Source organism: Microbacterium sp. AC035 (assembly GCF_979258485.1).
In genome coordinates this window covers 1,865,686-1,878,700 of the sequence record NZ_OZ409858.1, presented here as the reverse complement: position 1 = coordinate 1,878,700, position 13,015 = coordinate 1,865,686, and the positions used below count along the sequence as shown (strand labels likewise).

Here is a 13,015-nt window from a genome sequence, read left to right as displayed (position 1 = left end):
TCTCGGCTACTTCGCGGCGAGACACGATTCCTGATGGATAGCATGGCCGGAGCGTGCCTGCGGGCATCGCCGTCGCCCGGCCTCGGGCAGGAGAGAGGAACGCGACCATGACCCAGATCCAGGTGGGACCCCCGCCGCCGCGGAGCCATGCGCGGCTGTGGATCTCGACGCTGCTGCTGATCGTGTACTCCGCGTTCGTGCTGCTGGTCACGATGTGGCCGCAGCCTGAGCAGCTCGAGTTCGACAGCATCGCCGGCCGTGTGCTCCGCGCACTGCACAACCTCGGCGTGCCCGAGCGGTTCGACTACAACGAACTGGAGTTCGTGGCGAACATCGGCATGTTCGTGCCGCTCGGTTTCCTGCTGGGCCTGGCACTCGCACGCAAGGCGTGGTGGGTCGCGATCTTCCTCCTCCCGGCCTTCTCGGGTGCGATCGAGTTCACGCAGGGCATCGCCCTCGACGAGCGCGTCTCGACCGATCTCGACGTGCTCGCCAACACGGTCGGCGGATACCTGGGTCTGCTGCTCGCGATGATCCTGAGGGCGATGATCCACGCCAGGGATCGCACGATGATCGAACGCGAGCTGTGGGAGCGTCGCGCCGCCGCGGCCGAACTGCAACGGCAGAATGCCGCGCGTGCGGCGGCTCGTTCGTCGCAGCCCGCCTACGTCCGGGCGGAGGAGCCCGACCCGGTGACCCGTGTGCTGGACGCGGACTTCTGGGAGACGGGGGACGCGCCCACGGTGCGGATCCCGGTCTAGGTTCCCGAAGAGGCTGCCGCATGGCTCGTCGATCGGTGGAGAATGAGATGCACGCGCCCTCGGCTGGGCAGAATAACGACGGCGATCTTCAGCGCGGGCGCTGGGACTCCGTGAACCCACTCCCAGCTGGGGATTCGCTCATGACATCAGACGATCCAGCAGTCCACTACTGACGCGGATATCCACTTCTCCCTCCGCGCCGGCGACATAAGGGATCTTGGCAGTGGGCTGCCTTTTCACTGAGGAAATTGCCTTCTGCGTAGCAACCAAGGACGAACCTGTTCGGGCGTCGCCGACCTCAATAACGCGCGCGCCAGGCCGCGCAAAGACACTCAGATGCAGAGCCGATCCTGACGGTCCTGCAAGAACTGAGGCGGATCTGGCCAATCGGACCTGCTCTGTCGCCGACAGCGTCTCCGGGAAGACGACGAGAAAGCCTGCGCTCTCGAACAGTGCATCAACCTCTTCGGCGTTGCGGAATTCGCGACCCGTCACGACTCCGCGCGATGCTTGATCGCGCTGAAACCTTGTGCGACTGAGGTAAACGGGGCGGTCGTGCGACACGGGAGCGCCGATCGTCGCGCGCTCCGCGACGAGGTCCCACACCGTCTGCGCGATCGGATCGATCGCTACCTGATAGTGGTACGCCCGAGTAGGGACTGTCAGCTGTTCAACGGTCGCGGGGCGATCATCGATCACCTCCACTTGGCCACTCGCGCTCAGCAAGCCCGCAAGTTCAAACTGCCAATCGTGGGTTTGGAGCGAGTTGAAGCGATGGGCACAGATGCCATCAAAGTTCGCGTCGGCATTGGCCAGCGGCCAGAGAGTAGGCAAGGTTTCAACGAGAAAATGACCGAACCCATGCATCCAGCTCCCAGCGTAGAGCCAGTGCCCTGCGATGGCATGGGCCTGAGCCTCGCGCTTCTCCCGTGGCGAGAGCACGGGAGGGTTCACGGATAGCACCATGTCGGCGTTCATCCCACCCTTGCGTTGGGACATATGAACGATTCGACCCCGTTCATCGTAGACAGCGCCTCTGACAAAACTCCGTCTTGGATTTGGCGCATCCCAATATACTGAACCGCTCTCGGCCCGAGAGAGGACGGCTTCCGTTACTACCTGCGACGTGAGCTGGCCGTCCGCCATACGCGGGAAGGGATAGACCTTCCACATTTCGTCGATTGAGTCATCAGTGTTCATGAGATCCTCACCTCGTGATCGATCAGACGCTTGATCACACAGCGTGGGAATCGCGCTTGCGCAAAGAATCCAATTCGCGCCGTACGGCGCGCAGCTCAGTTTCGAGTTTGCGTCTCTCGTTCGCGACCTGTCGCAGCTCGAGATGGAGATCGTAGACGTCCGTGTCCCTCGCAAAAGCTGCGTCGTTACCGGACGCGGCATCGATGACGAGGTCGGGCGCGTCCGCTACGGGAATGCCGTCGAGCGCCTCGGAAGCGGTGAGATCGACAGGTGTCCCTTTCTGACGCCCGTCGAACAGCACGGCTGTGCCCGACTTCGCGCGCAAGACCGTTCGCGCTTCGAGCGTCTCCGTTCCCGCCTCGGCGTTGAACTTGAGCGGGAGCTCATAGCCGTGCGCGTAGCACAGAGATGTCAGGAGTGAGTAGAGCCGGGTCATCTTGATCGACGGGATGTCCGCGCGAGCGTCCGTGATGGCGGACCTCGCCTTCTCCTTGTCGAAGTAGTCCCAGAGCGGGCTCGATCCGCATTCGTCGATGATCTGAAGGAAGCGCCGCTGCAAGGGGGACTTGAAGAACAGAGCAGATTGCCAGCCGGACGCCGACACGAGCTGGCGGGTGTTCCGCACGGGAGGCACGTGGACGGCGCTGCACCCCGCATTCAGTTCCAATCCGCCGTGCCAACCGTGCTCGGCGAACGGCAGGTCGACCAGATCGAAACGACTCCGCTTCACGATCTCGTAATGGATGCGCTCGTCGTTTCGCCATTCCGGCGGAGCCAGGAAAGAGAGATCGATCAGGTCCGGGTCATAGAGAGGATGCACGGGGTGGCTCGCCCACAATGCTCCTTGGGAGAACTGTGCGCTCTCCCATGACTGCATGCCCTCGATGCGGAAGACGCCTCCGAGCTGGGCCACGCTGGCACCGCTGTCGACGTAATAGCGTGCGCGCTCAACGAGTTGTTCCTTGAGGTCTGCGGCAGCGTCCGCCCTCAGGAGATCATTCGGATCGACGTTGGCTCCCGCGAACATCCTCTGAGCGAAATCTTCGGGAGATGCATACGGAGTGCTGAACCACTTGTCCCGATACACCTCACCCACGTGGCCCTGGAGCAGTACCGCGGGCGAGATGCCCGCGCTCCCTCCGCCATCCCAGATCGGCAGCATTCCGTCGTAGCGGAAGACCGCGCCGAGCCGCTGCCTGAATATGTCTCCCGAGGAGAAGCTCGCCGGCTTGGGAATGTTGTTGGTGAACTCAGCGCCGATCGCCTCGGCGACGCTACGGCCCACGACGACATCGGGGTGATCCGGGACACCGTTGGAGAACGCCGCCAGAGTGCCCGGGAGCGGCCCGGTCATGGTCGCCAAGGCCGCGATGGCGCGAGAATCACGGCCACCGGTGAGCGCCAGGTTCACCCTCGCTCCCGTGTCGAACACAGCTCGAAGCGAGCCTGCCATCTCGCCGACCACCCGGTCCAATACCGCTTCGGGATCTCTCGCGAGTTCCGCGCGCATCTCGCCGCCGTCTTGACGGTTGAGATAAGAGAGAGGACGCTCATGGACCAGAACGCCGCTGTCCTTGATTCCGAGCCAGCCACCCTGGGGCACGCGACGAATGCCGCTGACCAGGGTGTCCTCTCCCAAGGGCCAGAATGCGATCGCCTGCCAGGCGAGGCTTCGGTAGTCGAAGTCCAAGTGCGGCATCAGGGCCTGAATCAAACGCGGTCGCGTGGTGACGATGCATGTCCCGTCCCCGGCCTCGTGGTAGAAGAGCGGGACCATCGACAGGGGGTCACTCACGAAGGTCGCGTCACCTCCACCGAAGTGACAGATGCCGTAGTCGCCGACGAGGCGTTCGCGCAGAGTCGGCGAGCCTCCGCCCGTGATCTCGCGGGCGATCGCCTCGGCGGTCAGGAGATGGGCATCGTCCCGGCCACGCCTGATCGCATGGCCCTTGAGCAGGGTCACCGCGCCGTCTAGATCCGTGTGCCTCTGATCGCTCGCGCGATAGAGGTGCGTGGAGCGTGAGAAGTGCATGGCTGCCATGCGTCGGTTCGCTGAGACCAGGAGCTCCGCGCCTTCCGAGCGGTATCCGAGCGCCGCGATCAAGGAAGAGGACCGGTTGTTGAGGATCTGTGCAGCCTGGCCAGTCCGGTCACTGATGAACACATAGTCGCTCATTGTCCAGCCACTCCCAATCCTCTTCGCGCAGGCGCGTCTGCCTTCAGTAGCGTACATGCGCGCGTTCGCGCTGAACTTCTCGGTCTGAGCTGCCAGATGAGACGGCGTGGCGACGGGGCGTGCGTGGACCGAGGCCGCGCGGGGCGTTGCGATATCCTGGCATCGGCTCGTGATCCGCAAAGACAGGTTCTTTCTGCGCGCCGTACTAGGAGGGGTGGGGCTGCCAACATGACAGCACTGGTCGGAGTGATCGACGGGTTCAATGGACGGGGTGTGTTCGGGTGGGCTCGTCGCGACGACGATGACTCGACTCTTCACATCGATATCGAGCTCGACGGCGTGCTCGTCGCGACGAACGTCCCCGCCGACAGGTTCCGGAAGGATCTCGTCTCCGCCGGTGACGCTCACGGCAGGCACGGTTACGTATGGGAACTCCCCGCCTCCGCGACGTTCGGGGAGCGTGTGAAGGTCGCAGTCTTGGCGAACGGATCGGGCGAACTGATCGCAGAGCGAGAGTTCGCAGCGCCTTTCAGCGGCACGCCCTGGCGCGGTGCCATCCGCGAGCCCAAGAACCGGGCGCTGAACGGTTGGGTGAAGCTGAACGGCAAGAACGACCCTGTCGTCGCTGACATCTATCTCGACGAACATCGCGTCGTCGCAGGTCACAGGTGCGACCTCGCAGTTCCGGAACTCGCCACGGGAGCGGGAACAGGATCGTGGGGATTCAGTGTTCCCACCGGCAAGTTCCGCCCCTCGGCGGATTCCGTCGTGGTGTCGCTCCGTGATCCCGCAGACGGGTCGATCATGCTCGAGAGAGAGGTGAGCACTGCCGCCCTCAAAGACTCGTACCGTGGCCGCCTCGAAGTCACCGACGCCGCTGACGTGCGCGGATGGGCCATCAATGAGAACTGGCCGGACGACGTCTTCGATGTCGAAGTGCTTCTCGACGGCCATCCATATCTGACGGTCAAGAACTCGCTGCCGCGAAATGACTTGCGCAAAGCTGGCCTCGCCAACGGCCAGGGCGGAGTGAGATTCATCAATCCGCTGCACCGATGGATCTCCGACGGTGCTGAGCACGCACTCTCGCTGCGGTTCCCCGACCAGACGACGAGCAGCGAGTATCGCTTCAGCGCACGCCCGCGCCAGTCGCAGGGGGGAAGCGTCCGCTTCGAAGAGCCCTCGCGCCGTGGCGTGACCATCATCGTCCCGATCTACAACGCGCCGGACGATGTGGCGATATGCATAGAGCGTCTCCTGGCTCACACCCCTGAATCCGCACGCATCCTGCTGATCGACGACTGCTCACCCGATGCACGGGTGAGGGAAGTGCTTGCTCGCCACCGCGGCGAGACGAGGCTCAGGATCCTCGCAAACGAGACGAACATGGGGTTCACGAGGACCGTGAACCGAGGGATCGTCGAAGCAGGGGACGACGACGTCGTGCTCCTGAACTCGGACGCCCGGGTGACGCCCGGATGGCTCGACGGCATGCTCGCGGCCGCCGCCAACTCGCCTCGGACCGCGACAGTGACCGCCATGTCCGACCGGGCCGGCGCGTTCTCGGCCCCGCGAATCGGGAACGATAATCCGCTGCCTGCCGGCGTCGACGAGATCGAGTATGCGCGTGCGTTCCGCCGGGAATCGGTGCGGGTGTATCCGAGGGTCCCCACCGGCAACGGCTTCTGCATGTGGATCAGCCGACTCTGCATCGAGGAGATCGGGCCGCTCGATTCAGAGGCTTTTCCGCGTGGTTATGGCGAAGAGAACGACTTCTGCATGCGCGCGGGCCGCGCCGGTTGGATCCACGTCATCGATGACAGCACCTATGTCTTCCACGATCGATCGAAGAGCTTCGGCGATACCAAGACCGAACTGCTCGCCGCAGGCCGGGCCGTCGTAGACGCTCGATACCCCGAATACAAGCACGCGATCCGCGTTTTCCGAGAGAGCCCGGAGATCGCGATCGCGCGAAATCGTGCGCACGTCGCGCTGACCGTGGCGTCCAGGAGCGCTGTCGCGCTTCCTCGTGTTCTCTACGTCATCTCGACGACGACGGGTGGGACGCCCCAGACGAATGCGGACCTCATGAACGCGCTCGACGACGCCGTGGAGCCTTGGGTGTTGCGCTGCGATTCGCGGGAGATGACTCTGAGCCGGGTCGTCGACGGCGAGCTTCACGAAGTGTACCGACACGAACTGCATCACGAGCTCGAGCCGATCGGTCACATCTCGCCCGAGTACGACAGCGTGGTCGGGTCGTGGCTCAGACAGTGCGATTTCGACATCGTCCACATCAGGCATCTGCTGTGGCACTCGCTGTCGCTGCCGGGCATCGCGAGCCAGCTCGGGATGAAGGTCGTCGTCTCCTTCCACGACTACTACGCCTTGTCTCCCAACCTGAAGTTGATCGACGATCGGGGCACCTACCTGGGTGACGAGTACGTCGGGTCAGGTTCGGTGTACCGCGACTCCGGCTGGCCGGTGCAGCAATACCCGACACCGACAGGCGAATGGCTGCAATGGTGGCAGGACCGTTTCTGGCGGGCGATCCGGATGTGCGACGCATTCGTCACCACGTCGGACAGCGCCCGCGACCTGATCCTCTACCACTTTCCCGAGATGGATCCCGAGCGGTTCAGTGTCATCGAACACGGTCGGGACTTCGAAGTCCTCCGCTTCGTCGCCGCTCGGCCGGTATATGGCGAGCCCATCAGAATTCTGGTGCCAGGGGGGATCAACGCGGCGAAGGGCGCGGAGATACTGCGATCGATGGCGGACGCCGATGCCCAGGGGCAGATCGAGTGGCACATTCTCGGACCGATAAAAGAGAAGTTCGAATCCAAGGGGTCACGCGTCGTCTACCACGGCGCCTACAAGCGTGAGAACTTCGGCAAACTCGTCGAGAAGATCGCGCCCCACGCGGGAGCGGTGCTCTCGATCTGGGACGAAACCTACTGTCATACCGTCACGGAGATGTGGAGCGTCGGCATCCCCGTCTTCGTTCTCGACTTCCCCAACGTCGCGCAGCGCGTGAGACGCTTCAATGCCGGCTGGGTTCTCGACGGCCTGGACGCCCCCTCCCTGCTCACGCAGATGACGGAGGCGCTCTACGATCGTGAGGCACGCGTGGCGGCTCTGCGCGGTGTCCACGATTGGCAGAACGGTTGGGGCATCGCGTGGACGACGAAGCAGATGGCACTGCGGTACCTCGACGTCTACCGCCGGATCCTCGCCGGATCGGAAGGCGATTCGTCTGACACGCTCCGAGTCGGCGTCCTTTCCCGTTCTTCCCGCGACCTCACGCGAGCCCCCGCGTCGACCTATATCCGACTGTGGGAACGCACGCGGAACTCTGTGGCCCGCGATGTGGACTTCGTGCGGGTCACACCGGACGGCGCGATCGCATCCGTGCGGCAGGGCTTGATCGATGGACTGATCGTGCAGCGCGACGCGGTACCCGCCGCAGCCGTCACTGACCTGATCGCGGCACTCAGCGCGGCCGGTGCGGCGCTCGTGATCGAGGAGGACGGCGATCTGATGCCGGCCGACTCCGAAAGCGACGCGCGCCTGAAGGATGTCGCGGATGCACCTGCATCGACGACGCTGCTGCGCGGCGCGACGGCCTTCTCTGTGTCGACCGAGGCGCGCCGTGACCGATTGGCGGATCTGGATGTTCCGGTTGACGTCTTCCCTGCCGCGCTGAGTGATCGGCTGTGGAGCGTGCCGGTCAGTCCGCGGGTACGAGACGGGAAGGTCCGCGCGCTGTACCTCGGAGACCGGACGCACCGCGCGGATCTCGACGTGGTGCTCCCGGCGCTCGATGCGTTCGCGGCCACCCGCCCCGACTTCGAACTCGTGTTGATCGGGATCACCGCTGAAGATGAGCTGGAAGAGCTGCGAGACGGCCGGCCCTGGCTGCAGGGCTTCGAGGCGCCGGAGAGCGTTCGGCAGTTCCCGCAGTCCGTCGAATGGCTGCATGAGTGCGCCGAACGAGTCGACTTCGCGATCGCACCGCTGGCGGGCACGGAGCTCGACGCGTCCCGGTCTGACCTCCAGCTCCTCGAACATCTCGCCCTGGGGATGCGTACTGTCGCCAGCGCCGTGGGCCCGTACCGGGAGACCTCGATCCCCGGGGTGACAGCCGTCGCGAACTCGGTCGACACCTGGGTCGATGCGCTCCGTCGCACGACCACCGAGATCGAGGCGGAAGGATCGCGTATCGAGGGCCGCGCCTGGCTGGTCGAGAACGGCATGCTCGCGGGTCAGCAGCCCCGGTTCGATCGGTTCCTGAGATCAGCGGTGGATACCGCGAGAACCCCGCACTAGGACGCAATGATCGCGGTGTGATTCCGTCGGCCCCGCTGCGCGGGGCCGACGGCGAGCGTGTCCGCCTCCTGGCCGACGCGCTGCTAGTGGGCAGCGACCGTCCGGGCAGCGCCCTGCAGCGCCCCTCGAAGCTCAGCCCAGTGATCGTCGATTCTCCGGAGGGCCGGCTCGATATCGACGGGGGTCAGTGCGGTCTGCCGGCCGCCGGCGCTGAGGACCTTCAGGGCTTCGTCCCAGCTCGAGACCAGGCGTTCCTCGGCGTCGAGGTGCGCAAGCAGCCCGCGGAACTTGTGCTGGGCGGCGTGGCTGGCGACGATGAGTCCGGGGACTCCGAACGACGCGGCAGTGATGAACCCGTGCATGGATGAGCCGATGTACGCGCACGAGCGAGAGATCACGTGGGCGATGTCCTCTACGGCCTTCGGCGCTCCGAACACGACCGGGTCAGAGTGCATCTGTGCAGCCACCGTCTCGGCGAAATCGTCGTCGCCGTGACAAGGACCGATGGCGATGAGGACGATCGTCGCTTGGAGCGTCGCGGAAAGCTCATCGAGACGTCGGGCGAGCGACGCGACGTCGCCGCCCTTGTAGCGGGCATTGATGTGCACTGCTGCGAACCGGGAGTCCAACGTCTCCGTCAGCCGGGTCGGCACGTCCAGGTTCGCAGGCGCGCTCGTGGTGAACATGTCGCTGAGTTCCAGTGCGGAATCGGGGACCACGGTGGCTCCCGGGACGCCGATAGACCGCAGTACCTCTTGGCTGTAGGTGTCGCGGACGGAGAGGTAATCGGCTCGGGAGGCGAAGCGACGCATCAGAGGTGCGGCCGTCCTGCCCGGCACCTTGGGAACTCCCGGGGCGTTCACCACCAGAGGGATCCGCTGTCTCGTTGCGAGTTGCGTGGCACCGAGCCACAATCGCGGGTACGCCACGCTTTTCACACTCTTGTAGGTGGCGAGGTTGGTCCCGTTGTCATGGATGATGTTCCCGCCACCGACAACGACGGCGTCGAATTCGGTTCCTGCTCGCTGCACGTCGGCCAGAGAACGGCTGACGGGAACATCCCGATAGATCCGTATCCCGCCTACCGGCGATATATGAACGATCTCATCTGAGATGTCTGCGAGTCGCCATTCCAGAAGACGGGGGAACAGGAGATCGCCGTAGTTGGCGACGTCGAATGTGCCGAAGTGAGCAATTCGCACTAGGTCTCCCAGTCTTCGTGCACGATGCGGGTATTCAGGTCAGAGCAGGCCGAGGCGCCGGAGCCGCTCGTCGAAGCGGGCGGGTTCTCGACGGGCGCGGAACCTTCGGGTGGTCTTCTGACCGGCGACGCTGTCACGAACTATACAAGCGAATCGAGAGAGAAGGCGAGTAGTCGTGGACTCGCCTCGCCGGGGTGTCGGGAGGCGCGCCGGCATCCGATGATCGATCCCATTTGATACCGGGGCTGTGGAGGCGTGGCACGTGCTCTCCCGTCAGCTACGCCGCGACAGCGCCGCGTCGAGAAGCGTACGGGCCCGCGAATCGAAGGAGTGATCCGCGCGGATTCTCGAGGCGATCTCGGCCATCTGCTCGGCCGACGGCATCCAGCTACGATCGGTGACGAGCTCGCGCATACGCTCCACCGAGTCCGCGATGACCACGGCGCCTTCGAAGATCTCCAGGCCGTCGATCGCGTCGCTGATGAGCGGTGTTCCGCAGGCCAGGGCATCGAACGTGCGGTTGTTGATGAAGCCCCACTCCGCCATGTCGGCGAAGTGGTCGTTGAGAACGATGTTCGCCGACCTGTAGGCGTGCGGCAGACGATCGGCGTCAAGGTAGCCGTCGCGCACATAGCGCTCGGGCGCGAACTTGTGCCAGCCGGGGCCCCAGAGGCCGACCGGAGCTTCGGCCTGCACGGCCATTCCCACGATGGCGCGTCCGAATTCGTGCCCGTGACTTCCTCCGACGAAGATCAGATCATCGGGCTCACTGACCGGGTCCAGGTCGGGCCGGAAGCGTTCAGGCGACGTCGCCTGCAGAAGCGGCTCGATGGTTCGACCGGAGCGTGCCGACATCCAAGCGGCCCACTTCTCCGAGGCGGCGTACACGAGGTCGTATCCGCGAACCTCGTCGACAGTCACCAGCTCCGGTCGGCTGATCACCCAGAGGATGTTGACAGCCCCGGGCTGCGGAGGGATCGCATGGCGTCCTCGCAGTGTCAGCACGACGTCGTCGAGGTACGAGGTCGACCGGGTCCAGGCCTCATGCCGATCCGTGACCACCTGCTGCCCCTGAGACCTGAGAGCGCGTGCGAGATCGGACGCGAACGGGATGTCACCCCAGTGATCGCCGCCCCGCGTGCACGGAACGCCGGTCTTGATGGCCCAGCGCAACTGCGTGGGTGAGGTCGCGGATGCGGTCTCCAGACGACGCGACTCTCTCAGCAGCACTGGATTGGCCGACGGCTGCCCGGGGCTGAAGGTGGGCGCGAAGCCGGCGACCGTCATACCCAGAGCGCCGTAGCGGTCTCGGTCGTCGGGTGCGCTCTGTCCGTGCCAACGCTCGAGATAGGTGCGGCGATTCTGCACATGTCGGCGTTCGCGATAGGCACTGGTGCCCGGCTGATGAACGACGATCGCCTGCGGTTCGCATTCGAATCGAGCCGTGGGCATCTCGCGCTTCGCGCGACGGCAGAAGTCCACATCTTCGAGGCCGTTCGCATACATCGGGTCGAACCCTGAGAGCTCGGCGAAGGTCGCGGCGTCGAAAAGACTGGCGCTGGCGCTGATGGCGGTCAGGTCATCAGTCCGTACGACTGCGGCGTCGTCGATAGTGAGATTCGCGAGCAGCCCGCTCGGCAGGGGCAGCTGGTCGTAGAAGGCATAGCCGGCGTGCTGCACTGTGTAGTCCCTGTTCAACAGGAGGGCTTGAACACCCGCTGCCCCGCGCTCCCGCCGCCTCGTTGACAGGGCCTCGAGCCAACCGTCTCGGGCATCCGCATCAGGGTCGAGGAACGCGACCTGAGCGCCCGTGGTGAGGGAGAATCCGTAGTTGGCCGCGAGGGCGAAGTTGTTGTTCGCCGGGAGGCGGACGTACCGGACTCGCGGTTCGCTCATATAGCGGAGCGTCAGGTGCCGACCGACCGCAGCACGTGAGCCGTTGTCGATGATGACGACCTCGAGATCGTCATCGAAGGAGTGCAGGAGACGGTCGATGGAGCGAGCGGCGTGCCCTGTCGTTCCAGCGACGACAGTCACGAGGCTCGTGCGATCTGCGACGCGGTCCTCGACGGACCGGCGCGTGGCCTCCCAGTCGATGAGGTTGCGCTCAGTGACGACCCACTGCCAGTGCTGTGACTCATTCTGAGTGATGCGCCCGTCGGCACTCTTGTTGTCGTATTCGCAGCCGACGAACGGGAGGTATTCGAGTCGTCCCAGCTTCGCCAGTCGAAGGACGAGGTCGTAATCCACCCAGCGGCGCAGCGTGACGTCGAAGACGCCGGTCTCCTGCAGGGCCTGCGCCCGAACCACCAGCACGTTCAAGTCGATGGAATTTGCGAGCTGAAGGTCGATGAGCTGTGCATCGCCGCCGCGATAGGCCACATCGTCGTCGCCGTGCAATCGCAGTCCCGCATGGGACGCGACGACGTCGGGAGCCGCGTCGAGGGCAGCCAACGACAGCTCGAGGAATCTGCGGGTCCAACTGTTGTCACTGTCGAGGAACGCGATGAACTCGCCCCGCGCCTGCTCCAGCCCGGTGTTGCGGCTGGCGCCGACGCCCGCGTGGGGACCTGCGAGAAGGCGCACCCGAGGGTCGGTGCGCACGTACTCTGCGACGACGTCACGCGTGGTGTCGGTCGACCCGTCATCGACGACGATCAATTCGAACTGGTCATGGGTCTGCGCGAGCACGGATTCGATCGCCACCCCCACGAGATCGGCTCGATTCAGAACCGGCATGATCACGGAGACGAGCGCGCGCGAGGGAGCGTTCGCCGAAGTGACGCCCGTGATCCACTGCTGAGTCTCTTTGTGATCCCATGTCTTGCGACGAGGCGGCAGCGCGGCGGCCATCTGGTCCCGGTGGGTCTCTGCGAACTCGATGGCCGCCCTGCGCGCCTCGCCGAAGGTCGGGACGGCGCCCGCGAACCCCTCGGGGACAGGGAGAACCTGGTCGGGGCGGAGACGGGAGAGCAGGTCCAGGGGATCTTCGTCTGTGAGGCGAGGATCGAACAACGGTCCCCAGGCGTGTGTCCGCGCGTGGGGGCTGCGCAGGTAGCTGAGCAACGTCGCCACGCCGTCTCGCGCGCGGGTCGCATTGCGGACGCTCGAGGGGAAGAACTCGATCTCGATCAGCGGGTGCGGAGAAAGCCCCGATCCGATGCCGTGAGCGAGATAGTGCTGCATCGCCTGTCGGGGTGTCTGCCCCTTCAGCTGGACGATCTCGGAGTAGTAGGAATGGTCGAATATCCCGCTCCTGAGCAAGGCGCCCGTGGCGTACACACGGCGTGCCTCGATGTACTGAGCCCGCGCCGTCTTCTTCAATCCTGCTACCGACACTCGCGATT

The 13,015-nt window shown here is 64.7% G+C and carries 6 protein-coding genes; 2 read left to right on the top strand and 4 right to left on the bottom strand.

Annotated features, from left to right (window positions below; translation table 11 throughout):
• The first annotated feature begins 107 nt into the window (after nt 1-107).
• Nucleotides 108-761 carry a VanZ family protein gene (locus ACZ0AA_RS09155; protein WP_463512718.1) on the top strand — a complete coding sequence of 218 codons (654 nt, stop codon included), beginning with the start codon at nt 108-110 and terminating at the stop codon, nt 759-761.
• Between the two features lie 138 nt (nt 762-899).
• Here ACZ0AA_RS09155 and ACZ0AA_RS09150 read toward each other — a convergent pair whose 3' ends face one another.
• Entirely contained in the window at nt 900-1,961 is a 1,062-nt protein-coding gene (locus ACZ0AA_RS09150; protein ID WP_463512717.1) for a glycosyltransferase family 61 protein, read from the bottom strand.
• A gap of 34 nt (nt 1,962-1,995) precedes the next feature.
• On the bottom strand, nt 1,996-4,137 hold the full coding sequence (locus tag ACZ0AA_RS09145; RefSeq protein WP_463512716.1) for a hypothetical protein: 2,142 nt from the start codon (nt 4,135-4,137) through the stop codon (nt 1,996-1,998).
• Between the two features lie 228 nt (nt 4,138-4,365).
• Between ACZ0AA_RS09145 and ACZ0AA_RS09140 the strand changes: the two genes are divergently transcribed.
• Nucleotides 4,366-8,466, top strand: coding sequence for a glycosyltransferase (locus tag ACZ0AA_RS09140; protein ID WP_463512715.1), 4,101 nt, complete (start codon nt 4,366-4,368; stop codon nt 8,464-8,466).
• An 83-nt stretch (nt 8,467-8,549) separates the two neighbouring features.
• Here ACZ0AA_RS09140 and ACZ0AA_RS09135 read toward each other — a convergent pair whose 3' ends face one another.
• Entirely contained in the window at nt 8,550-9,668 is a 1,119-nt protein-coding gene (locus tag ACZ0AA_RS09135; protein ID WP_463512714.1) for a polysaccharide pyruvyl transferase family protein, read from the bottom strand.
• Between the two features lie 273 nt (nt 9,669-9,941).
• Nucleotides 9,942-13,007 (bottom strand): glycosyltransferase, encoded by a 3,066-nt coding sequence (locus ACZ0AA_RS09130; RefSeq protein WP_463512713.1) that lies wholly within the window; start codon nt 13,005-13,007, stop codon nt 9,942-9,944.
• Nucleotides 13,008-13,015 lie beyond the last annotated feature (8 nt).